The 20,798-nt window shown below is 62.8% G+C and carries 23 protein-coding genes; 5 read left to right on the top strand and 18 right to left on the bottom strand.

Going from position 1 to position 20,798, the window contains the following annotated elements; all coding sequences use genetic code 11:
• Positions 1-119: 119 nt before the first annotated feature.
• The 12 genes from lipA to LGQ10_RS23025 form a co-directional block, all read right to left on the bottom strand.
• Positions 120-1,145, bottom strand: coding sequence for a lipoyl synthase (gene lipA / locus LGQ10_RS23080; protein WP_058438098.1), 1,026 nt, complete (start codon positions 1,143-1,145; stop codon positions 120-122).
• Position 1,146: 1 nt separating this feature from the next.
• Positions 1,147-1,794: a lipoyl(octanoyl) transferase LipB gene (gene lipB / locus LGQ10_RS23075; RefSeq protein WP_226523298.1), complete on the bottom strand. Its 648-nt coding sequence runs from the start codon at positions 1,792-1,794 to the stop codon at positions 1,147-1,149.
• Positions 1,794-2,069 carry a DUF493 domain-containing protein gene (locus tag LGQ10_RS23070; protein WP_025129297.1) on the bottom strand — a complete coding sequence of 92 codons (276 nt, stop codon included), beginning with the start codon at positions 2,067-2,069 and terminating at the stop codon, positions 1,794-1,796. The genes lipB and LGQ10_RS23070 overlap by 1 nt, the downstream gene beginning before the upstream one ends.
• Before the next feature lie 81 nt (positions 2,070-2,150).
• On the bottom strand, positions 2,151-3,308 hold the full coding sequence (locus tag LGQ10_RS23065) for a D-alanyl-D-alanine carboxypeptidase family protein (protein WP_058437681.1): 1,158 nt from the start codon (positions 3,306-3,308) through the stop codon (positions 2,151-2,153).
• 183 nt (positions 3,309-3,491) lie between these two features.
• Entirely contained in the window at positions 3,492-4,493 is a 1,002-nt protein-coding gene (locus tag LGQ10_RS23060) for a septal ring lytic transglycosylase RlpA family protein (RefSeq protein ID WP_226523297.1), read from the bottom strand.
• The gene (gene mltB / locus LGQ10_RS23055; RefSeq protein ID WP_413247566.1) at positions 4,493-5,515 is read right to left on the bottom strand and encodes a lytic murein transglycosylase B; all 1,023 of its coding nucleotides are present in this window, start codon (positions 5,513-5,515) and stop codon (positions 4,493-4,495) included. Before mltB ends, LGQ10_RS23060 begins: the two co-directional genes overlap by 1 nt.
• Positions 5,516-5,520: 5 nt before the next feature.
• Positions 5,521-6,624 (bottom strand): rod shape-determining protein RodA, encoded by a 1,104-nt coding sequence (rodA, locus tag LGQ10_RS23050; RefSeq protein WP_226526180.1) that lies wholly within the window; start codon positions 6,622-6,624, stop codon positions 5,521-5,523.
• A gap of 31 nt (positions 6,625-6,655) precedes the next feature.
• Positions 6,656-8,551: a penicillin-binding protein 2 gene (mrdA, locus tag LGQ10_RS23045; protein ID WP_226523295.1), complete on the bottom strand. Its 1,896-nt coding sequence runs from the start codon at positions 8,549-8,551 to the stop codon at positions 6,656-6,658.
• Between the two features lie 12 nt (positions 8,552-8,563).
• Positions 8,564-9,031, bottom strand: a complete 468-nt coding sequence (gene rlmH / locus LGQ10_RS23040) for a 23S rRNA (pseudouridine(1915)-N(3))-methyltransferase RlmH (protein WP_095181903.1) — start codon at positions 9,029-9,031, stop codon at positions 8,564-8,566.
• Between the two features lie 9 nt (positions 9,032-9,040).
• Positions 9,041-9,463, bottom strand: a complete 423-nt coding sequence (gene rsfS / locus LGQ10_RS23035) for a ribosome silencing factor (protein WP_015637171.1) — start codon at positions 9,461-9,463, stop codon at positions 9,041-9,043.
• Positions 9,464-9,523: 60 nt separating this feature from the next.
• Positions 9,524-10,168: a nicotinate-nucleotide adenylyltransferase gene (gene nadD / locus LGQ10_RS23030; protein WP_058436106.1), complete on the bottom strand. Its 645-nt coding sequence runs from the start codon at positions 10,166-10,168 to the stop codon at positions 9,524-9,526.
• The gene (locus LGQ10_RS23025) at positions 10,168-11,433 is read right to left on the bottom strand and encodes a glutamate-5-semialdehyde dehydrogenase (protein WP_058436107.1); all 1,266 of its coding nucleotides are present in this window, start codon (positions 11,431-11,433) and stop codon (positions 10,168-10,170) included. The genes nadD and LGQ10_RS23025 overlap by 1 nt, the downstream gene beginning before the upstream one ends.
• Positions 11,434-11,597: 164 nt before the next feature.
• Here LGQ10_RS23025 and LGQ10_RS23020 point away from each other — a divergent pair, with 164 nt between their 5' ends.
• Both LGQ10_RS23020 and LGQ10_RS23015 read left to right on the top strand, forming a co-directional pair.
• On the top strand, positions 11,598-12,284 hold the full coding sequence (locus LGQ10_RS23020; protein WP_058436108.1) for a DNA-3-methyladenine glycosylase: 687 nt from the start codon (positions 11,598-11,600) through the stop codon (positions 12,282-12,284).
• A 32-nt stretch (positions 12,285-12,316) separates the two neighbouring features.
• Positions 12,317-13,633, top strand: coding sequence for a bifunctional DedA family/phosphatase PAP2 family protein (locus LGQ10_RS23015; RefSeq protein WP_226523294.1), 1,317 nt, complete (start codon positions 12,317-12,319; stop codon positions 13,631-13,633).
• Between the two features lie 13 nt (positions 13,634-13,646).
• Here LGQ10_RS23015 and LGQ10_RS23010 read toward each other — a convergent pair whose 3' ends face one another.
• The 3 genes from LGQ10_RS23010 to LGQ10_RS23000 are packed head-to-tail and all read right to left on the bottom strand — an operon-like array spanning position 13,647 to position 15,323.
• A complete protein-coding gene (locus LGQ10_RS23010; RefSeq protein WP_226523293.1) occupies positions 13,647-14,237 on the bottom strand; it encodes an LON peptidase substrate-binding domain-containing protein in 591 nt (196 codons plus the stop codon).
• Positions 14,238-14,247: 10 nt separating this feature from the next.
• Complete coding sequence (locus LGQ10_RS23005) at positions 14,248-14,964, bottom strand: LrgB family protein (RefSeq protein WP_226523292.1); 717 nt, start codon at positions 14,962-14,964, stop codon at positions 14,248-14,250.
• Positions 14,961-15,323, bottom strand: coding sequence for a CidA/LrgA family protein (locus tag LGQ10_RS23000; RefSeq protein WP_226523291.1), 363 nt, complete (start codon positions 15,321-15,323; stop codon positions 14,961-14,963). The genes LGQ10_RS23005 and LGQ10_RS23000 overlap by 4 nt, the downstream gene beginning before the upstream one ends.
• A gap of 176 nt (positions 15,324-15,499) precedes the next feature.
• Here LGQ10_RS23000 and LGQ10_RS22995 point away from each other — a divergent pair, with 176 nt between their 5' ends.
• The 3 genes from LGQ10_RS22995 (at position 15,500) to LGQ10_RS22985 (ending at position 18,450) form a co-directional block, all read left to right on the top strand.
• The gene (locus LGQ10_RS22995; RefSeq protein WP_058436514.1) at positions 15,500-15,955 is read left to right on the top strand and encodes a MaoC family dehydratase; all 456 of its coding nucleotides are present in this window, start codon (positions 15,500-15,502) and stop codon (positions 15,953-15,955) included.
• Between the two features lie 103 nt (positions 15,956-16,058).
• A complete protein-coding gene (locus LGQ10_RS22990) occupies positions 16,059-17,780 on the top strand; it encodes a C13 family peptidase (protein ID WP_226523290.1) in 1,722 nt (573 codons plus the stop codon).
• Between the two features lie 28 nt (positions 17,781-17,808).
• Entirely contained in the window at positions 17,809-18,450 is a 642-nt protein-coding gene (locus LGQ10_RS22985) for an oxidoreductase (RefSeq protein WP_058436518.1), read from the top strand.
• A 43-nt stretch (positions 18,451-18,493) separates the two neighbouring features.
• Here LGQ10_RS22985 and LGQ10_RS22980 read toward each other — a convergent pair whose 3' ends face one another.
• Genes LGQ10_RS22980 through mpl form a run of 3 tightly spaced genes read right to left on the bottom strand, consistent with a single transcriptional unit; the run spans position 18,494 to position 20,752 of the window.
• Positions 18,494-18,781: a YceK/YidQ family lipoprotein gene (locus LGQ10_RS22980; RefSeq protein WP_058436516.1), complete on the bottom strand. Its 288-nt coding sequence runs from the start codon at positions 18,779-18,781 to the stop codon at positions 18,494-18,496.
• Positions 18,774-19,406 carry a flavin prenyltransferase UbiX gene (gene ubiX / locus LGQ10_RS22975; RefSeq protein ID WP_226523289.1) on the bottom strand — a complete coding sequence of 211 codons (633 nt, stop codon included), beginning with the start codon at positions 19,404-19,406 and terminating at the stop codon, positions 18,774-18,776. Before ubiX ends, LGQ10_RS22980 begins: the two co-directional genes overlap by 8 nt.
• Positions 19,403-20,752 (bottom strand): UDP-N-acetylmuramate:L-alanyl-gamma-D-glutamyl-meso-diaminopimelate ligase, encoded by a 1,350-nt coding sequence (gene mpl, locus LGQ10_RS22970; protein WP_226523288.1) that lies wholly within the window; start codon positions 20,750-20,752, stop codon positions 19,403-19,405. The genes ubiX and mpl overlap by 4 nt, the downstream gene beginning before the upstream one ends.
• Between the last annotated feature and the right edge of the window lie 46 nt (positions 20,753-20,798).

Here is a 20,798-nt window from a genome sequence, read left to right as displayed (position 1 = left end):
ATGTTGCGAAACAGAAGGGGAAATAGCTCGCTGGGAGCACAAAACGCGGGGAATGGAGGAGGCGGCTCGAAAGAACCGACAAATCACCCGCAGGAGCTGGCTCCTGCGGGTGCGGCGGATCAGGAAACCAAGCCTTCCCTGGCCAGTTTCGCCTGCTCGTCGGCGTGATACGAGGAACGCACCAGCGGGCCGGAAGCAACGTTCTTGAAGCCCATCCGGTAACCTTCCTCGGCGAACCAGGCGAAGGTATCCGGGTGAACGAAACGCTGCACTGGCAAGTGGTTGCGCGACGGCTGCAGGTACTGGCCGAGGGTCAGCATGTCGATGTCGTGCTCGCGCATGCGCTTCATGACCTCGATGACTTCGTCATCGGTCTCGCCCAAGCCCAGCATCAAGCCGGACTTGGTGGGCACATGGGGCACCATCTGCTTGAACTTCTGCAGCAGGGTCAATGACCACTGATAGTCGGAACCCGGGCGTGCGGCCTTGTACAGGCGCGGTACGGTTTCCAGGTTGTGGTTGAACACGTCAGGCGGCGTGGCCGCAGTGATCTCCAGGGCAATGTCCATGCGGCCACGATAGTCGGGAACCAGGGTTTCCAGCTGTACGTTTGGCGACAGCTTGCGGATCTCGCGGATGCAATCGGCAAAATGCTGGGCACCACCGTCGCGCAGGTCGTCGCGATCCACCGAAGTGATCACCACGTACTTCAGCCGCAGGTCGGCGATGGCCACGGCCAGGTTCATCGGCTCATCAGCGTCAAGGGCCTTCGGACGACCGTGACCCACATCGCAGAACGGGCAACGACGAGTGCAGATGTCGCCCATGATCATGAACGTTGCGGTACCACCGGAGAAACATTCACCCAGGTTCGGGCAGGACGCCTCTTCACAGACGCTGTGCAGCTTGTGCTTGCGCAGCAATTGCTTGATTCGGTCGACCTCCGGGGACACCGGGATGCGTACACGAATCCAGTCGGGTTTCTTCGGCAGTTCGGTGGTCGGAATGATCTTCACCGGAATGCGCGCGACCTTTTCCGCACCGCGCAATTTGACGCCGGTTTCAACTTTCGCACGGGCCGGCCGCTCGGAAACATCCAGCGTCGGGATCAGGGTTTGAACAGCGTCTTGTTGCGCAGTAGTCATATCAGTCGATTCCGCCCTTTAGGGTCGTCTGCTCAGCGTAGTCGAGGTGTTTGACGAGCTGCGCACGCAGCCGGGCACTTACCTCGGCAAATTCAATCGGCCCTGCATGGTCGCTCAGCTGGGTCATCGCCAGGCCGGCATAACCACAGGGGTTAATCCGTCGAAACGGCTGCAAATCCATGTCCACGTTCAAGGCCAGACCGTGAAAGGAGCATCCGTGACGGATACGCAGGCCCAGGGAGGCGATTTTCGCCCCGTCGACATAGACACCCGGTGCATCGGGCTTGGCCGCCGCAGAGACGCCATAGCTGGCCAGCAATTCGACCAGGCATTGCTCCATGTGGCTGACCAGGTCACGTACACCGAACCCCAGCCTGCGCACATCCAGCAGCAGATAAGCCACCAATTGGCCTGGACCATGGTAAGTCACCTGACCGCCGCGATCGGCCTGGACCACCGGGATATCTCCCGGCACCAGCAGATGCTCGGCCTTGCCAGCCTGCCCCTGGGTGAAGACCGGGGAATGCTGCACCAGCCAGACTTCGTCCGGTGCATCGGTGCCGCGTTCATTGGTAAAGCGCTGCATGGCCTGCCAGACCGGTTCGTAAGGCATCAGGCCAAGCTCACGAAAGCCCAGCGTCCGTGGCATCACAACACCATGTGGACGACACCGGTAGCGCGCAGGGCACTATTGATATCACGCAGTTGGTCTTCACCGGTAGCGGTGATGTGCAGTTGCACCGTGGTGTACTTGCCATTGCTGCTCTGCCGCTCGGCCAGGGACTTGATGTCCAGGGTGGCGTATTTGGCCAGGATCTCGATCACGGTGTCCTTGAAGCCAACGACCGTGTCGCCGATCACCTTGATCGGATAGTCGTCGACGGGAAACTCAATCTTGTGCGACTTAACGTCAGTGTCTGTCATGGTAATAACGGCCTCGTAAGCCGTGGCGACGGACGTGGCCCCCGCTCCGCCTGGGAGCGAGGGCCACGTGGGTCGACAATATCAGTTGAACAAGCCGTAGAAGAATAGACGGATGCTATCCCACATGCGACGGAAGATACCACCTTCGTCGACCGCTTCCAGGGCGATCAGGTTGGCGCTGTGCACTACCTTGTCATCCAGCTTCACTTCGACCTTGCCGATCACGTCACCCTTGGCGATTGGTGCAACCAGTTGTGGGTTCATGGTCATGCTGGCCGCCAGCTTCTTCAGCTGGCCCTTGGGCATGGTCATGGTCAGGTCTTCAGCCAGGCCGGCCTTGACCTGGTGCGTGGTGCCCTTCCAGACAGGAGCCTGAGCCAGCTCGGTACCCTTCTGGTAGAAGGTCTGGGTTTCAAAGAAGCGGAAACCGTAGGTCAGCAGCTTCTGGGTCTCGGCCGCACGGGCCTGCTCGCTGTTGGTGCCGAACACCACGGCGATCAGGCGCATGCCATCACGCACTGCCGACGACACCATGCAGTAGCCCGCTTCGTCGGTGTGGCCGGTCTTCAGGCCATCGACGGTCTTGTCGCGCCACAGCAGCAGGTTGCGGTTGGGCTGCTTGATACCGTTCCAGAAGAATTCCTTCTGCGAGTAGATCGCATAGTGCGCCGGGTCTTCGTGAATGATCGCGCGCGCCAGCACCGCCATGTCGTGGGCCGACGAGTAGTGCTCGGGGTTTGGCAGGCCGGTCGGGTTCATGAAGTGACTGTTGCTCATGCCCAGGTCGCTGGCGGTCTTGTTCATGACATCGGCAAAGGCATCTTCGCTACCGGCGATGTGCTCGGAAATCGCGACACTGGCGTCGTTGCCCGACTGGATGATGATGCCGTGCAGCAGGTCGCTGACCGAAACCTGCGAACCCACCTTGATGAACATCCGCGAACCGCCGGTGCGCCACGCGTTCTCGCTGACGGTCACCGGATCGTTCTCGCCAATCTGGCCACGACGGATTTCCAGGGTGGCGATGTAGGCGGTCATCAGCTTGGTCAGGCTGGCGGGCGGCAGGCGCTGGTCACCATTGTTCTCCACCAGCACGTTTCCGCTGCTGGCATCCATGAGCACATAGGACTTGGCGGCCAGCTGCGGTGGTGACGGCATCACCTCGACCGCCCAGGCGGCGGGCGTGATGATCAGCGGGACAAGCAGGCACAGGCGTTTGGCAAAGGTGGTGATGTTCATCCGTCTCTCGAAGTTGCTAATGGAAACTTGCCCGAGGGGCAAAACTATTTCAGACAACCTTCTAAAGGGTTGTCGCGTGTACGTTGTTCACTCACGACCCTTGCCGGGCTTTTGTTGTTCGACGAGCCAACAACCTGGGCCCGCCCCCCAACACCGCAAGCGAACCCTCAATTCTCGATGTTGCTATTCCGCAGCGACCACACTCGCCTGGCCCAGGTTGGCCAGACGCACGCTGTTCTGCGCTTGCTGGGCTTCGTTCGGCGTGCCAAACGGCCCAAGACGTACCCGATGCAGCGTCTGCTGATTGCGTACGATCGAGCTGATGAACACCGGAGCGCTCACCATCGAGCTCAATTTCGACCTCAGCAGTTCGGCAGCATCCGGATTGGCGAAGGCGCCTACCTGAAGATACTGGCCAGAGGCTGCTGTCGCGGTGCTCTTCATCGGCACCGGGACCACCGCCGCGGCGTGCTGCTGAGGTGGTGGCGTCCACTGCTCGACGGTACCGGCCGAGGCCGTCACCACTGGCGCGCTATTCTGCGCCACTTGCGGTTCGTTGAGCATCAAAGGCGCCGGACGGCCACGCTGGGCCCACCATTGCTGAGGATCGATACCCTCGACCTTGACCCGGGCCGTACCGGTCTCGGCATAACCGAGCTTTTTTGCCGCAGCGTAGGACAGATCGATGATCCGGTCGGAATAGAACGGCCCCCGGTCATTGACCCGCAGGATCACGCTGCGGTTGTTGTCCAGGTTGGTCACCCGCACATAGCTGGGCAGCGGCAGGGTCTTGTGCGCGGCACTCATGCCGTACAGATCATAGACTTCGCCGTTGGCGGTGTTCTGGCCGTGGAACTTGGTGCCGTACCAGGAAGCCGTGCCGGACGCCACGTAGCTCTTGGACTCCTGGATGGGAAAGTAGGTCTTGCCCAGCACTGTATAGGGATTGGCCTTGTACGGGCCGGTATGCAGGGTCGGCGTTGCATCGGGAATCCGCGACACGTCGACATCCCACCAGGGGGCGCCGTCCTTGTGGGCCCGGTTGACGTCCAGGCCCGGCATCGAGCGCACGGCACTGGTAGGTTTGGGTTGCGGTGAGCGGCTCGTGGAGCAACTGGCCACCAACAACGACAATGCGGCAAGAGCCAGCAGCTTCAGGGGTTTGCGGATTGGCATTGCCAGCATTACTTGACGCCCCGTGCTTGGACCAGCTGTTCAGACAACTGATGTACGGCCATGGCATACATCACGCTGCGGTTATAACGAGTGATCGCGTAGAAGTTCTTCAGGCCCATCCAGTATTCCGGACCGCTATCGCCTTCCAGGCGGAAAGCAGTGACCGGCAGATCATCGCGCAGCGCATCATGACTCGACCAGCCCAGGGCTCGCAACTCCCCGACGGTCTTGGTCGGCTCGATCCCGGTGGTCAGGCCCTCATCCACTCGCTCGCCCCGTACATCGGCGCGACTGACCACCGGCTCGCCGGCTACCCAGCCATGACGCTTGAAGTAGCTGGCCACGCTGCCAATGGCGTCGTCCGGGTTGGTCCAGATATTGATGTGCCCATCACCGTCGAAATCCACGGCGTAGGCGCGAAAGCTGCTCGGCATGAACTGCGGCAGCCCCATGGCACCGGCATAGGACCCCTTGAGGCTCAACGGGTCGAGCTGCTCTTCGCGGGCCAGCAGCAGGAATTCGCGCAGCTCCTTGCGGAAGAACTCGGCACGCGGGGGGTAATCGAAGCCCAGGGTCGAAAGTGCATCGATCACCCGGTAATTCCCGGTATTGCGACCAAAAAAGGTTTCCACGCCGATGATCGATACGATGACCTGGGCCGGAACCCCATACTCCTGCTCGGCGCGGGCCAGCACCGCCTCATGCTGACGCCAGAAATCCACACCCCGGGCGATGCGCGCGTCGGTGATGAACATCGGCCGGTATTCCTTCCACTGCTTGACCCGCTCGGCAGGCCGCGAGATGGCATCAAGAATCGCCTGCTTGCGCTCGGCTTCGCGGAACACGCTCATCAGCTGTTCCCCGGCAAAACCGTAGTCCCGGGTCATTTCCCCGACGAATTCGGCGACCTGGGGCGAGCCTTCGTAGTTGCCGGCCGAAGCGGGCGCAGAGGCTCCCAGGATGCTTACCAGACCGACCCACGGTGCATGCCGAGCGGCCCAGCCACGCATTACTTGCATTGAATTCTTCACCTTATTCAAACCTGCGCGATCCACTTGCGATGGGTATGGATCGACATCAAAACCCCAAACGCTGACAGTAGCGTCACCAGCGAAGTTCCTCCGTAGCTAATGAAGGGCAACGGAACACCCACCACCGGCAACAAGCCACTGACCATACCGATGTTGACGAAAACGTAAACAAAAAACGTCATGGTCAGGCTGCCTGCCAGCAACTTGCCGAACAGCGTCTGGGCCTGGGCCGTGATCACCAACCCGCGTCCGATCAGCAGCAGGTAGATCAGCAGCAGCGCGCAGATGCCCACCAGGCCGAACTCTTCCCCAAGGACTGCGATGATGAAGTCGGTGTGGCTCTCGGGCAAAAAGTCCAGGTGCGACTGGGTGCCCAGCAGCCAGCCCTTGCCAAACACGCCGCCCGAACCGATGGCGGCCTTGGACTGGATGATGTTCCAGCCCGTGCCCAGAGGATCGCTTTCCGGGTCGAGGAAGGTCAGGATCCGCTGCTTCTGGTAGTCGTGCATGACGAACATCCACATGGCCACCGCGACCGGCACTGCTGCCGCCAGCACGCCGATGATCCAGCGCCAGCGCAACCCGCCCATGAACAGCACGAAGGTGCCACCGGCCAGGATCAGCAACGCGGTGCCCAGGTCAGGCTGGCGCACGATCAGCATGAACGGAATACCGATCAGTATCAGGCTGATACCCACATGCTTGAGGTGAGGTGGCAAGGTACGCTTGGACAGATACCAGGCGATGGTCGCCGGCATGATGATCTTCATGAATTCCGAAGGCTGGAAGCGGATCACTCCGGGGACATTGATCCAGCGGGTCGCGCCCATGGCGTTGTGCCCCATCACGTCCACCACCACCAGCAGCACGACGCCGAACACATAGCCCAGGGGCACCCAGCGCGCCATGAACCGCGGCTCGAACTGGGCAATCACGATCATCGACACCAGGCCAATGCCGAACGAAGTGGCTTGCTTGGCCAAAAGGTCCCAGCTCTTGCCACTGGCCGAATACAGTACGAACAGGCTACCGGCCGCCAGTGTCAGCAACAGGATGAGCAAGGGGCCATCGATATGCAGGCGCTGCAGCAGCGTCGCACGACGGCGCATCACATCCTCACTGGAAAGGATGCGGTCAAAATTACTCTTCACGGGCCGTGGCCTCCGCGCTGATAGGGCTGGCGAACTCCGGCTTGACCTGGCCATCCGGCCCCAGGAGCCAGGCGTCCATGATCTGACGGACGACTGGAGCCGCAACGCCGGAGCCCGACTCACCGTTCTCCACCATCACCGACACCACGATCCTCGGGCTTTCGGCCGGGGCAAAACCAACGAACAGGGCGTGGTCGCGGTGACGCTCCTGGACCTTGGACCGGTCGTACTTCTCACCTTGCTTGATCGCCACCACCTGGGCCGTACCGCTCTTGCCGGCGATCCGGTAAGGCGATCCAGCCGCCGCCTTGCGCGCGGTACCCCGGGCACCGTGCATCACTTGCTGCATGCCATGGTTGACCCGCGCCCAGTCCGCCGGATCGCGCAGCACGATATCCGGCATCGGGTTGTGATCCACTGGTTTTTCACCCTCGATGCTCTTGGCCAGGTGCGGCCGATTCCAGCGCCCCTTGCTGGCCACCAGCGCCGTGGCCTGGGCCAGTTGCAAGGGCGTGGACTGCATGTAGCCCTGGCCAATCCCGAGGATCAGGGTTTCCCCCGGGAACCAGGCCTGACGCCGAGTCGCGCGCTTCCACTCGCGGGTCGGCATCAACCCCGGTGATTCCTCGAACATGTCCAGGGAAACCTTCTGGCCGATGCCGAACTTGCCCATGTAGGCCGAGAGCCGATCGATCCCCAGCTTGTGGGCCAGGTCGTAGAAATAGGTGTCGTTGGATCGCATGATCGCCGTGTCCAGATCGACGAAGCCGTCGCCGGTACGGTTCCAGTTGCGGTATTTGTGATCGTAGTTGGGCAGCTGGTAATAACCGGGGTCGTAGACCCGGGTCGCCGCGGTGACGACGCCCGCATCCAGCCCGGCAATGGCCACTGCCGGCTTGATGGTCGAACCCGGTGGATACAGGCCTCGCAGCACCCGGTTGAACAGCGGCCGGTCGATGGAGTCGCGCAATTCGGCATAAGCCTTGAAGCTGATACCGGTCACGAACAGGTTGGGATCGAAGCTCGGCTGGCTGACCATCGCCAGCACTTCGCCGGTGTTCGGGTCCAATGCCACCACTGCGCCCCGCCGCCCGCCCAGGGCCGCCTCTGCCGCTTCCTGCAACTTGACATCTAGGCTCAGGACGATGTCCTTGCCGGGAATCGGGTCAGTCCGCTTGAGCACCCGCAGCACACGTCCACGGGCATTGGTCTCGACTTCCTCATAACCCACCTGACCGTGCAGTTCGGCTTCATAGAATCGCTCGATGCCGGTCTTGCCGATGTGGTGGGTACCGCTGTAGTTCACCGAATCCAGGGTTTTCTGTTCTTTTTCATTGATCCGCCCTACATACCCCACGGAATGGGCAAAGTGCGCGCCCTGGGGATAATGCCGGACCAGTTGAGCCACCACTTCCACGCCAGGCAGGCGAAACTGGTTCACCGCGATCCGGGCGATCTGCTCTTCGGTGAGCTCGAACAGAATCGGCACAGGCTCAAAGGCTCGTCGCCCCTGCCTGACACGTTTTTCGAACAGCACCCGATCTTCCGGGGGCAGTTCCAGCACCTCGACGATCACATCGAGCACCCGTCGCCAGTCACCGGAGCGCTCGCGGCTCATGCTCAGGCTGAAGCTGGGCCGGTTGTCGGCCACCACCACTCCGTTGCGGTCGTAGATCAACCCACGGGCCGGCGGCAGGGACTGGACATGAACCCGATTGCTCTCGGATTTCGTGGAGTGGATCTCGTACTGGATCACTTGCAGGTAATACAGCCGAGCAATCAGCACGCCGATCAGGCAGACCACCAAAATGGCGCCGAACACCACCCGGTTACGTACCAGGCGGGCGTCTTTTTCATGGTCCTTGATTCGGATCGGCTGAGACATGAGGGGCGCGGGCTACTTGTGATAAGGGTGGCCGGACAGCACGGTCCAGGCACGATACAGCTGTTCGCCGATGAGGATCCGCACCAGCGGGTGCGGCAAGGTCAGCGGCGATAACGACCAGCGCTGGTCCGCCCGCGCACAGACTTCCGGCGCCAGCCCTTCCGGGCCGCCAACCATGAAGTTCACGGTGCGCGAATCGAGGCGCCAGCGATCCAGCTCCACCGCCAGTTGCTCGGTACTCCAGGGCTTGCCGTGAACCTCGAGGGTGACGACACGCTCGTTATGCCCGACCTTGGCCAGCATGGCCTCGCCCTCCTGACGGATGAAGCGGGCCACGTCAGCATTCTTGCCCCGGGTGTTGAGCGGTATCTCCACCAGTTCAAGCGCCAGCTCGGATGGCAGACGCTTGGCATACTCATGCCAACCCTCTTCCACCCACTTGGGCATGCGTGAACCGACAGCAATCAGACGCAGGCGCACAGCCGTCCCTTATTGCTGGTCTTTGTTGAGCTTGGTGAAGTGCTCGTGGCCATGCTCCGGGCTGTGATGCTTGCCATCGGCCGCACGGCTCTGTTCGGCGCCCTGCCACAGACGCTCCAGGTCGTAGAACTGACGAGCCGAGGCGGTCATCATGTGCACGATCACGTCGTCCAGGTCCAGCAGCACCCAGTCGCTGTCGCCCTTGCCTTCTTCACCCAGCGGACGCACGCCCTGGGCCTTGACCATTTCGCGGACCTTTTCCAGCATCGCGCCGATCTGGCGATTGGAGGTACCGGTGGCGATGATCATGTAGTCAGTGATGCTTTGCTTGTCGCGAACATCGATCACCAGGACGTCCTGGGCCTTGACGTCTTCCAGCGCGGCAACAGCCACCTTGACCAGATCTTCGCCTTTCATTACTTGGTTAGTCATATAAAACTCGTTCAGCTCGTATGTTTGGAGCGCCGCTCAGCACAGGCCGGCAGCGTTCCTTCAGTTCGGCGCACGGTAAAGTCCGTGTGCATCGATATAGGCCAGGACCGCGTCAGGCACCAGGAAACGTACCGACTTACCGCTGGCCAGCAGTTGACGGATCTGGGTGGCGGACACCGCAAGCGGCGTCTGCCAGACGAATGCAATGTGTCCCCCCGGCCCTTGCAGGGCCAGCGGGTCGCTCACCGAGCGCGCCGCCAGCAGGTTGCGCAAGGCATCCGGCGGTTCGCTGTCGGCATCCGGGCGTTGCAGCACCAGGATGTGGCAATGCTGGAGCAATTCTTCCCAACGATGCCAGGTGGGCAGGCCGCAAAACGCGTCCCATCCCAGTAACAGAAACAACTGGTCATCCGCGGCCAGCTCGGCCCGCATCTGCTCCAGAGTGTCGATGGTGTAGGACGGCTTGTCCCGTTTCAGCTCACGGTCGTCCACCACCAGGGGTGAAACGCCCGCCACCGCACATTCGACCATCGCCAGACGATCGAGCGCCGACACCTGCGGTGTATCCCGATGGGGCGGCCGGGCACTGGGTGCCAGGCGCAGCTCATCGAGTTGCATGGATTCCGCCACCTCCAGCGCGCCACGCAAGTGGCCGATGTGCACTGGATCGAAGGTGCCACCCAGCAGGCCGATACGTTTGCCCATCAAGTGCGCACGTGACCGTCGCCAAAGACTACGTACTTCTCGCTGGTCAGCCCTTCCAGCCCAACCGGACCACGGGCGTGCAGCTTGTCGGTGGAAATGCCGATCTCCGCACCCAGGCCGTATTCGAAACCGTCGGCGAAACGCGTCGAGGCATTGACCATGACCGAGCTGGAATCCACTTCGTTGAGGAAGCGCCGGGCGTCACTGAAGTTTTCGGTGACGATGGAGTCGGTATGGTGCGAACCGTAGGTGTTGATGTGTTCGATGGCCTGTTCCAGGCCGTCCAGCACACGAATCGACAGAATCGGCGCGGTGTATTCGGTACGCCAGTCTTCTTCGGTCGCTTGCAGCACATCGGCACCAAGGATTGCGCGGGTTTGCGCACAACCGCGCAACTCGACGCCCTTGTCGCGATAGATCGCGGCCAGTGGCGGCAGTACGCGCTCGGCAATGGCGGCATGCACCAGCAGGGTTTCCATGGTGTTGCACGGTGCGTAGCGGTGGGTCTTGGCGTTGTCGGCAATGCGAATGGCCTTGTCCAGGTCGGCCGCGACGTCGATGTACACATGGCAGACACCGTCCAGGTGCTTGATCACCGGCACCCGGGCATCGCGGCTGACCCGTTCGATCAGGCTCTTGCCGCCACGGGGCACGATGACGTCGACGAACTCGGGCATGGTGATCAACGCCCCCACCGCGGCCCGGTCAGTGGTTTCCACCACCTGTACCACATGGGCCGGCAGGTCGGCCGCCGCCAACCCCTGCTGGATGCAGGCGGCGATGGCGCGATTGGAATGAATGGCTTCGGAACCGCCGCGCAGGATGGTGGCATTGCCGGACTTCAGGCAAAGGGCCGCTGCGTCGATGGTCACATTGGGGCGCGACTCGTAGATGATCCCGATCACCCCGAGCGGTACGCGCATCTTGCCCACCTGGATGCCCGAGGGCAGGTAGCGCATATCACGGATTTCACCGATGGGGTCAGGCAGCTTGGCCACCTGACGCAGTCCTTCGATCATCTCGTCGATACGGACGGGAGTCAGTGCCAGGCGATCCAGCAGGGCAGGTTCCAGACCATTGGCCCGGCCGCTGGCCAGGTCCTGCTCGTTGGCCGCGGTCAGTTCCGGTCGCGCAGCGTCCAGCGCATCGGCAGCCGCCAGCAGCGCACGGTTCTTCTGCGCAGTGGTGGCACGGGCAATGACCCGGGAAGCCTGGCGGGCAGCGCGACCCAAGCGGGTCATGTAGTCAAGAACGGACTCAGTCATGGTCTGGTGTGGTCTTGGCAAAGAGGAAAGCGGCTGATTATAGCTGTCACGCCCGCCCACGGACAGCGGTCACGGGCGGATGGTCGAAATACTCGTGGTTCAGCTTGAATTAAGCCTGAAGTTGTTATCATTCCGTCACTTTCCCGGCCAAATCCTTCACCAACATGTCCATCCTGACCTCTGCGAAGCTGCCCAAGGCCCTGCCCGACAGCTTTTTCGACCGTGACGCTCAACTCCTGGCTCGTGAACTGCTGGGCAAAGTCATCCGCCATAAAGTCGGCAACCTGTGGTTGTCCGCGCGCATTATCGAGACTGAAGCCTATTACTGCGAGGAAAAAGGCAGCCACGCTTCCCTTGGCTTCACAGAAAAGCGTAAGGCGTTGTTTCTGGATGGCGGTCACATCTATATGTACTACGCCCGTGGTGGCGACTCGCTGAACTTCAGCGCCCAGGGCCCGGGCAACGCCGTGCTGATCAAGTCGGCCTATCCCTGGCTCGATGAGGTTTCCGGCCCCGAGGCCCTGGCGCAGATGCAGCTGAACAACCCGGATGCCCATGGCCTGCCGCGCTCTGCGCAAAAGCTCTGTGCCGGCCAGACTCTGCTGTGCAAGGCCCTGGGCCTGAAGGTTCCGGTCTGGGATGCGAAACGCTTCGATCACGAGATCCTCTTCGTCGAAGATGTCGGCAGCACCGTGCCGCAGATCATCCAGACCACCCGCCTGGGCATTCCCCATGGCCGCGACGAACACCTGATGTACCGATTCGTCGATGCCGCCTATGCCCCCTGCTGCACCCGGAACCCGCTACGCCGGGGCCAGATCCAAGGCCGCGACTACCTCATCATCGACTGACCCCGCCAGACACAGACAATGGAGTTGAACCTATGGGCCCATGGCTCGACAGCGTGACCGCCTGGCTGAGCACCCACCCGCAGTGGCTGGCTGCTGCGGTCTTCATCGTGGCCCTGGTGGAGTGCCTGGCCATCGCCGGCCTGATCGTCCCCGGCACGGTATTGCTGTTTGCAATCGCCGTGCTGGCTGGCAACGGCGCCCTGTCGCTGGGCGAGACACTGCTGCTGGGTTTCACCGCCGGGATCCTCGGCGATGTCATCTCCTATCTCCTGGGCCGACGCTTCCACCAGAGCATCCGGCGCCTGCCTGGCCTGCGCCACCACCCACAATGGATCAACGGCGCCGAAGCCTATTTCCAGCGCTACGGTACTGCCAGCCTGCTGGTTGGACGCTTCATTGGCCCGCTACGGCCGATGCTGCCAATGGTGGCGGGCATGTTCGACATGCCGTTTCCGCGTTTCTTTGCCATCAGCCTGCTGGCCGCCGCTGGCTGGTCGGTGGCCTACCTGCTACCGGGCTGGGCCACCGGCGCGGCCATTCGCCTGCCGCTGCCCGAGGGCTTCTGGCCCCAGGCCGGAGTGGTCATCGGCAGCCTCGCAGTGTTGATCGGCCTGAGCGTCAACAGCAGCCTGCGCCGCCATCGCCGAGCCACGCTGCTGATGTCCGGCCTGAGCCTGTCGCTTCTGGTCGGACTGTTCATTGGCTACCCCCATCTGGCCCAGCTTGACCAGGGCCTGATCGCCCTGGTGCAGGAGCACCGCGACCCGGCGCTGGACAAGTTCATGGTCATGGTCACCCAGATCGGCGAGTTCCGCGCCATGTTCATCATCAGCGCCGCCCTGACCCTGCTGCTGTTGCTGCTGCGACAATGGCGCCAGGCGGTATTCGCCGGCGCCACGCTCATGGGCACCGCGCTGGCCAACACCGCCAGCAAGTGGTTCTTCGCCCGGATACGTCCAGAGGTGCTGACCGAGCCACTCACCAGTTTCAGCATGCCCAGCGGCCATGCTTCTGGCTCCTTCGCCCTGTTCCTGACCCTGGCGGTGCTGGCTGGCCGTGGACAACCTCCACGGATGCGCCTGACCTGGCTCTTGCTGGGCTGCCTGCCGGCATTGTCGATCGCGCTGTCACGAGTCTACCTGGGGGCCCACTGGCCCACGGACATCCTCGCCGGGGCCATGCTCGCGGCCTGTGTCTGCGCCGCCAGCCTGACCCTGAGCCAGTGGCAGACCTCGCTCAAGCCAATGCCGGCGAAGGCCTGGTGGCTGGTGCTGCCGGTGACCCTGCTGCTGTGCATCGCCATGTCGATGCGCCACTTGCCCCAGGCATTGCTGCGCTACGCCTACTGAACCGGCAGGCGAGTCAGGCGAACAGCTCGCCCTGCAACTCGTCGAGCAGTTGCTGGATCGCATCGAGGCGCTGCTGCGGGTCATCGAGTTGCAACAGGTCGATCTTGTCCAGCTCGGGAAAGGGCAGCAGGTAGGCCAGCTGGTTGGCCAGGGACAGTTGCCCGGTAGCCTCGGCGCCCATGTCCAGGGCCTCGACCATCGGATGCTCGGCCAAGGCCTTGAGCAGCGCCACCAGGTCGGCGTCATCGTCGCGCAATGGCTGTTCTGCGGCCTCTTCGAGCCACTCCACCCGCGCCACCGTCAGTTGGTCCTTCTGCACTTCGCTGTCCAGCACGCGAAAGCGCCGCCCACCTCGGACCCGGATGCCCAGCAGCCCGTTGTCCTGCTGGTGGAAGTCGCTGATCAACGCCTCGCAGCCCACCCGGGCGTAGCCCTGGGGGGCAACGCCGGTCTCTTCGCCGTCCAGGATGCACACCACGCCGAAGCCGCTGCCCTGCTTCATGCAGCGACCGATCATGTCCAGGTAGCGTGCCTCGAAAATCTGCAAGTCGAGGACGCACCCAGGGAACAGCACGGTATTCAAGGGGAACAACGCCAGGCTCATCTCACTATCCTCAAACCAGCAAAGACACTGCCAACGGCAGCAATACCGCCGTGGCCACGCCCATCAGACTCATCGCCAGCGCCGCGAAGGCGCCACACTCGTCGCTTTCCTGCAGGGCCACCGAGGTTCCCACCGCATGGGCCGTCATGCCCAGGGCCATGCCCCGCGCTTCAGGCGCCTTGACCCCCAGACGATCCAGCAACCCGGGACCCACGATTGCCCCCAGCACACCGGTGATCAGCACGAACACCGCCGCCAGCGCCGCCACGCCGCCGATCTGCTCGGCCACCAGCATGGCAATCGGTGAGGTCACCGACTTGGGTGCCATGGTCATCAGGATCATGTGCTCGGCGCCGAACCACCAGCCCAGCACCACACCCAGGCTGGTAGCCAAGACCCCGCCCACCACCAGCGTAGTAAATATCGGCCAGAACAATTGGCGGATGCGTCGCAGGTTGAGGTACAGCGGTACCGCCAGGGCCACGGTGGCCGGGCCCAAGAGGATGCTCAGGATCTCGGTGCTCTTGCGATACTCGGCGTAGCTCAAGCCACAGCCGAGCAGCACACCGATCAACAACAGCATGGACACCAGCACCGGTTGCAGGAATATCCAGCGGGTCTTTTCGAAGGCCGCCAGCACCAGCTGATAGGCCCCCAGGGTGATGCCGATGCCGAACAGCGGGTGATGGATGACCGCCGCCCAGGCTCCCTGCCAGTCGAACGTCATTGGCCTTCCTCCCGGCGAGCCTGGCGCTTGACCAGGCGCTGCATCAACAGGCCGGCAAACGCCAGGGAGAGCACCAGCGACAACACCAGCGCGCCGACGATGGCCCAGAAGTCCGCGGCAATGTCCCGGGCATAGACCATCACCCCGACGGCAGGCGGCACCAGCAACAAGGGCAGGTAGCGCAGCAGGCTGCCGGCGGCCTGGCTCAGTGGCTCACCCACTTCACCGCGGATGATCAGGAAAACCAGCAACAGCAACAGGCCAATGATCGGGCCAGGAAGCACGGGCAACAGCAGATGATTGAGCGCCGTCCCCAGCAATTGGAACAGCACCAGCCATGTCAAACCCCGTAGCAACATACCGCCTCTCCCACCAGATCCCGTGGCGCATTATAAGCACGCAGGTGCTATGAACCGGCATTCGCCAAAAGCATGGATGTTTACCGGGACGGATCGCCATGATGATCTACAGTGGAGTTTCAAGATCGACAAACGCGGTACCGATCACCAAAACCGTTGAACCAAGGAGAGTGTCAATGCCCTATGTTCCTGTTGCAGAGCTCAAAGACTACGTAGGAAAGGAACTGGGACGTTCCGCGTGGCTCACCATCGACCAGGAGCGTATCAACCTGTTTGCCGAAGCCACGGGCGACTTCCAGTTCATCCATGTGGACCCGGTCAAGGCCGCACAGACCCCGTTCGGCAGCACCATCGCTCACGGTTTCCTGACCCTGTCGCTGATCCCCAAGCTGATGGAGGACATCCTGGTACTGCCCCAGGGCCTGAAGATGGCCATCAACTACGGCCTGGACAGTGTGCGTTTCATCCAGCCAGTGCCCGTCAACTCCAAGGTGCGGCTGAAGGTCGACCTGAGCGAGGTCACCGAGAAGAAACCGGGCCAGTGGCTGCTCAAGGCCACCGCCACCCTGGAGATCGAAGGCCAGGAAAAACCCGCCTACATTGCCGAGCCCCTGTCGCTCTGCTTCGTCTGATACACCCTCGATGCGAAACAGCTCACGCTGTTTCGCTCGGCCTCTCTATATATAAGGCACACGGCTACGGCATACTCGGACCCCTAATCATCCGGAACCCGTCATGCGCCCACTTGTTGCCCCGCTGGTTTTGACCCTCCTGCTCAGCGCTTGCGGTGATGGCGAGTCGCTGTTGCCGCCCGATGCCCGCCTGCCAGATGGCGGCCGCTATCGAGGCGACCTGGTCAACGGCCTGTTGCAGGGCCAGGGACGCATCGACTATCCCAATGGCAGCTGGTATGCCGGCCAGTTCGACAAGGGACAGTGGCACGGCCAGGGGGAATGGCACGGCAGCAATGGCGAGGTCTATCGTGGCCAGTTCCAGCAGGGCCTGTTCCACGGGCAAGGCAGCCTGACCACCAAGGACAGCAACTACACCGGCGGTTTCAAGCTGGGCCGCCGGGACGGCGAAGGCACCCTCAAGGAAGACGGCATGACCTACCGGGGCGAGTTCAAGGCCGACCTGTACTCGGGCCTGGGTCGCCTGGAGCTTGACGATGGCAGCCAGTACCAGGGCCAGTTCGCCAAGGGCAAGCCCAACGGTGAAGGCCAGCGCAGCGACTCCAGTGGCAATCAGTTCAGCGGCCATTTCGTCGATGGCCAACTGGAAGGCAACGGTACGTTCAACAGCGCCGAAGGTGACCTCTACGTCGGCGGCTTCAAGCACAACCAGCTCAATGGCAAGGGACGGTACGAGAATTCCGATGGCGATGTGTGGATCGGCCAGTTCAAGGACGGCGCCCTGGGCGGCAAGGGCGAGCTGATCGGCGCGGACGGCAGCCACTACATCGGCACCTTCAGCGACTGGCGCTTCAGCGGCGAGGGCCGCCTGAATCTCACCGACGGCAGCTTCTACATCGGTGGGTTCGACAGTGACAACTACCAGGGCCGCGGAGTGCTGGTGCTGCGCGATGGCAGTGTGCAAAGCGGAACATGGAACAGCGGCCTGCGGGTTCGCGACGCCGACGGCAAGCTGCTCCCCGACCCACTGGAAAGCGCTCTCCTGGCCCAGGGCCAGTTGCTCAAGGAAGCCCTCAATGCCGTGCCCGCCTCCACTCCGGCCATCGAACTCTACAGCCTGACCCTGGCCGGCGACGGCAAGCAGAGCGTATTCCTGCGCGAGGCCGACTACGTCAGCAACATGCTCGCCAGCCGCTTCGGTGCCCTTGGCCAGATACGCCTGGTCAACCATCGCGACCACATGATGAGCCGGCCCATGGCCACCCGGGAAAACCTGCGCCGCGCCGCCCAGACCCTGGCCGAACGCAGCGGCCCCGAAGACCTGGTGTTCATCTACCTCACCAGCCATGGCACCAGCGAACACGAACTGGTGCTCGACCAGCCGCGCCTGGAACTGGCAGACCTGCCGGCCGACGAACTGGCCAGCGTCCTGGCGCCCTTGAAGAACCGCGACAAGATCATTGTCATCTCGGCCTGTTATTCCGGCGGTTTCATCCCGGCCCTCAAGGACGAGCGGACCCTGATCATGACAGCCTCCAAGGCAGACCGGGTGTCCTTCGGCTGCTCGGAAGAAGCTGACTTCACCTACTTCGGCGACGCCCTGTTCGCCCAGGCACTGAACCAGACCGACGACCTGGAACACGCCTTCATGCTGGCCAAGGCAACCGTGGCCGAGCGCGAGCAAGCGGACAACTTCGATCCTTCCGAACCGCAGATCTGGGCCCCCAAGGGCGTCATCACCCACTGGCAGCAGTTGCGTAAACAGCAGGCACGAAAAGCGCTGCAGAGTGTCTCTATCAGCAGCAAGGAAACACAAAGCAACTAAGCTGAAACAGTAAAAAGGGGGAATGACCATGTACTTGACGCCTCAGTACATCCTGCTGGCCGGCGCTTCCGGCCTGACCGGAGAACAACTGCTCGACCGCCTGCTCAACGAACCGACCGTCAGCCGCGTCCTGGCCCCCAGCAGACGCCCGTTGAGCCAGCACCCCCGGCTGGAAAACCCGGTTGGCGACCCGGCGGTGGTCCTGCCACAACTGGGAGGCAAAGTGGAAATCGCCTTTTGCTGCCTGGGCACCACCATCAAGCAGGCCGGCTCCGAAGCGGCGTTCCGCGCCGTTGACCTGGACCTGGTCGTGGCATTCGGCAAGCGTGCGCTGGACATGGGCGCGCGGCACCTGGTGGTGATCAGCGCCCTGGGCGCCGACCCCAAGTCGTCGATCTTCTACAACCGGGTCAAGGGTGAAATGGAAGAAGCCCTGAAACGCCAGGGCTGGCCGCAACTGACCCTCTGCCGGCCCTCGCTGCTGCTTGGAGACCGGATCGAGCCACGGCTTGGCGAACAACTGGCCGGCCCACTGTCACGACTGATCCCTGGCAAGTACCACGGCATCGAAGCCTGCCAACTGGCCCGCGCCATGTGGCGCCTCGCGCTGGAAGAACAGAGCGGCACCCGGGTCGTGGAGTCCGACGAACTGCGCAAGCTCGGCAAGTGACCCGCCGGGCCAGCCCTTGCGGAACCGGCCCGGCATCCCCGCGCTACAATCCTCCCGTGGCGCGAAACCCCACCCCCAGCGCCGTCAGTACCGACAGGGGCAACAACAAGGTATCGAGCAAGGCGCTGGCCGGCAGGTCCAGCCCCGGATAGCCGGGGGCCTGGGCACCAAAGCGGTCCATCGGACAGCAACCGCCCTGCAAGGCATACAGATCCAGGCGTGTCCCCGAATACACCAACGGCGCCCCGGGTTTTGCCGCGTCCAGGGTGCGGGCCGTGGCGCATCCGCCCAGTTGCAGGGCGGCCAGCAGCATCACCAGGGTTCTACTCATCGCTGCTCAAATGATGTTCGCCCCAGCGGGGCAGCATGTCCTGGGGAATGTTCAGCAGATTGAGGATCCGCGCCACCACGAAGTCCACCAGGTCATCGATGGTCTGTGGCTGGTGATAGAAACCGGGCGAAGCCGGCAAAATGGTCACGCCCAGGTTCGACAGCTTGAGCATGTGCTCCAGGTGAATGCTGGAGTACGGTGCCTCGCGCGGCACCAGGATCAGTTGCCGGCGTTCCTTGAGGGTGACGTCAGCTGCGCGCTCGATCAGGTTGTTGCAGGCCCCGGTGGCGATCGCCGACAGCGTGCCGGTAGAACAAGGCACTACCACCATCGCCGCCGGCGAGCCGGAGCCGGAGGCCACCGGCGACATCCAGTCCTCCTTGCCATAGACCCGGACCTGCCCCGCCGCCGCCCCGGTGTATTCGGTCAGGAACGCCTGCATCAACTGCGGCTTGGCCGGCAGGGTCACGTCGGTCTCGGTGGCCATGACCAGTTGCGCGGCCTTGGAGATCAGGAAATGCACCTCCCGGTCTTCGCGCACCAGGCAGTCGAGCAGGCGCAGGCCATACTGGGCGCCGGAAGCCCCGGTCATGGCCAGGGTGATGCGCTCCGGACCGTTGTTCATTGCAGGGCCTCGGCCAGCTTGCCGTGCAGGCCACCGAAGCCGCCGTTGCTCATGATCACCACCTGGGTCCCGGGTTTGGCCTGGCTCTTCACGCGTTCAATGATGCCGTCCAACGAGTCGCTGACGATCGAGGGCACTGTGCACTGGGCTGCCGTGGCCGCCAGGTCCCAGCCCAGGTTGGCTGGCGCGTACCAGATCACCTGGTCGGCCTGGTTGACGCTTTGCGGCAGACCGTCGCGATGGGCACCGAGCTTCATGGAATTGGAGCGAGGCTCGATGATGGCGATCACCGGCGCGTCGCCGACGCGCTTGCGCAGGCCGTCCAGGGTCGTGGCGATGGCGGTCGGGTGGTGGGCAAAGTCGTCGTAGATGGTCACGCCATGCACTTGGGCAACCTTCTCCATCCGCCGCTTGACGCTCTTGAACGCGCTCAGGCCGGCAATCCCCATCGATGGCACCACGCCCACATGGCGGGCGGCAGCCAGGGTAGCCAAGGCATTGGCGACGTTGTGCTGGCCGGTCAGTTCCCACTCCACCACGCCCTGACTCACGCCTTCGAACATCACTTCAAAAGCCGAACCGTCAGCGCTCAGCAGCTTGACCTGCCACTGGCCACCGGCACCGGTGGTCTGCACCGGTGTCCAGCAGCCCATCTCGACCACCCTCTGCAAGGCCGGCTCGGTGGTGGGATGGATCACCAGGCCTTCGCTGGGAATAGTCCGCACCAAGTGGTGGAACTGCCGCTCGATGGCTGGCAGGTCCGGGAAGATATCCGCGTGGTCGAACTCGAGGTTGTTGAGGATCGCGGTGCGCGGACGGTAATGGACGAACTTCGAGCGCTTGTCGAAAAAGGCGCTGTCGTACTCGTCGGCCTCGATCACGAAGAACGGCGTACCGCCCAGGCGCGCCGAAACCGCGAAGTTCTGCGGCACGCCACCGATGAGGAAACCCGGGCTCATGCCGGCGTGTTCCAGCACCCAGGCCAGCATGCTGCTGGTGGTGGTCTTGCCATGGGTGCCGGCGACGGCCAGCACCCAGCGCCCCTGCAATACGTGGTCCGCCAGCCACTGCGGGCCGGACACGTAGGGCAACCCCTTGTTCAGTACATATTCCACTGCCGGGTTGCCCCGGGACATGGCATTGCCGATCACCACCAGGTCCGGTGCCGGGTCCAGCTGGGCCGGATCATAACCTTGAGTCAGCTCGATGCCCTGGGCTTGCAGCTGGGTGCTCATCGGCGGATAGACGTTGGCGTCGGAACCGGTGACGTGATGACCCAGCTCTTTGGCCAGAACCGCCATCGACCCCATGAAAGTGCCGCAGATACCGAGAATATGGATGTGCATAGTCGACCTCATAAAACATCGGCGCAGGTTAGCCTAGAGGGCTGCA

This window comes from Pseudomonas sp. L5B5 (assembly GCF_020520285.1).
Classification (GTDB): Bacteria; Pseudomonadota; Gammaproteobacteria; order Pseudomonadales; family Pseudomonadaceae; genus Aquipseudomonas.
This window is presented reverse-complemented; position numbering and strand designations above follow the sequence as displayed.

Excerpts from the sequence above, each read along its gene's own strand:
- LGQ10_RS23010 (WP_226523293.1), bottom strand. The coding sequence starts at position 14,237 with ATGAGCCTGGCGTTGTTCCCCTTGAATACCGTGCTGTTCCCTGGGTGC.
- mpl (WP_226523288.1), bottom strand. The coding sequence starts at position 20,752 with ATGCACATCCATATTCTCGGTATCTGCGGCACTTTCATGGGGTCGATG.
- LGQ10_RS23070 (WP_025129297.1), bottom strand. The coding sequence starts at position 2,069 with ATGACAGACACTGACGTTAAGTCGCACAAGATTGAGTTTCCCGTCGAC.
- rsfS (WP_015637171.1), bottom strand. The coding sequence starts at position 9,463 with ATGACTAACCAAGTAATGAAAGGCGAAGATCTGGTCAAGGTGGCTGTT.
- LGQ10_RS23065 (WP_058437681.1), bottom strand. The coding sequence starts at position 3,308 with ATGAACATCACCACCTTTGCCAAACGCCTGTGCCTGCTTGTCCCGCTG.
- LGQ10_RS23020 (WP_058436108.1), top strand. The coding sequence starts at position 11,598 with ATGTCCATCCTGACCTCTGCGAAGCTGCCCAAGGCCCTGCCCGACAGC.
- ubiX (WP_226523289.1), bottom strand. The coding sequence starts at position 19,406 with ATGAACAACGGTCCGGAGCGCATCACCCTGGCCATGACCGGGGCTTCC.
- lipA (WP_058438098.1), bottom strand. The coding sequence starts at position 1,145 with ATGACTACTGCGCAACAAGACGCTGTTCAAACCCTGATCCCGACGCTG.
- nadD (WP_058436106.1), bottom strand. The coding sequence starts at position 10,168 with ATGGGCAAACGTATCGGCCTGCTGGGTGGCACCTTCGATCCAGTGCAC.
- mrdA (WP_226523295.1), bottom strand. The coding sequence starts at position 8,551 with ATGTCTCAGCCGATCCGAATCAAGGACCATGAAAAAGACGCCCGCCTG.
- LGQ10_RS22980 (WP_058436516.1), bottom strand. The coding sequence starts at position 18,781 with ATGAGTAGAACCCTGGTGATGCTGCTGGCCGCCCTGCAACTGGGCGGA.
- LGQ10_RS22985 (WP_058436518.1), top strand. The coding sequence starts at position 17,809 with ATGTACTTGACGCCTCAGTACATCCTGCTGGCCGGCGCTTCCGGCCTG.
- LGQ10_RS23000 (WP_226523291.1), bottom strand. The coding sequence starts at position 15,323 with ATGTTGCTACGGGGTTTGACATGGCTGGTGCTGTTCCAATTGCTGGGG.
- LGQ10_RS22990 (WP_226523290.1), top strand. The coding sequence starts at position 16,059 with ATGCGCCCACTTGTTGCCCCGCTGGTTTTGACCCTCCTGCTCAGCGCT.
- LGQ10_RS23015 (WP_226523294.1), top strand. The coding sequence starts at position 12,317 with ATGGGCCCATGGCTCGACAGCGTGACCGCCTGGCTGAGCACCCACCCG.
- LGQ10_RS22995 (WP_058436514.1), top strand. The coding sequence starts at position 15,500 with ATGCCCTATGTTCCTGTTGCAGAGCTCAAAGACTACGTAGGAAAGGAA.
- LGQ10_RS23025 (WP_058436107.1), bottom strand. The coding sequence starts at position 11,433 with ATGACTGAGTCCGTTCTTGACTACATGACCCGCTTGGGTCGCGCTGCC.
- rodA (WP_226526180.1), bottom strand. The coding sequence starts at position 6,624 with ATGCGCCGTCGTGCGACGCTGCTGCAGCGCCTGCATATCGATGGCCCC.
- lipB (WP_226523298.1), bottom strand. The coding sequence starts at position 1,794 with ATGCCACGGACGCTGGGCTTTCGTGAGCTTGGCCTGATGCCTTACGAA.
- LGQ10_RS23060 (WP_226523297.1), bottom strand. The coding sequence starts at position 4,493 with ATGCTGGCAATGCCAATCCGCAAACCCCTGAAGCTGCTGGCTCTTGCC.
- LGQ10_RS23005 (WP_226523292.1), bottom strand. The coding sequence starts at position 14,964 with ATGACGTTCGACTGGCAGGGAGCCTGGGCGGCGGTCATCCATCACCCG.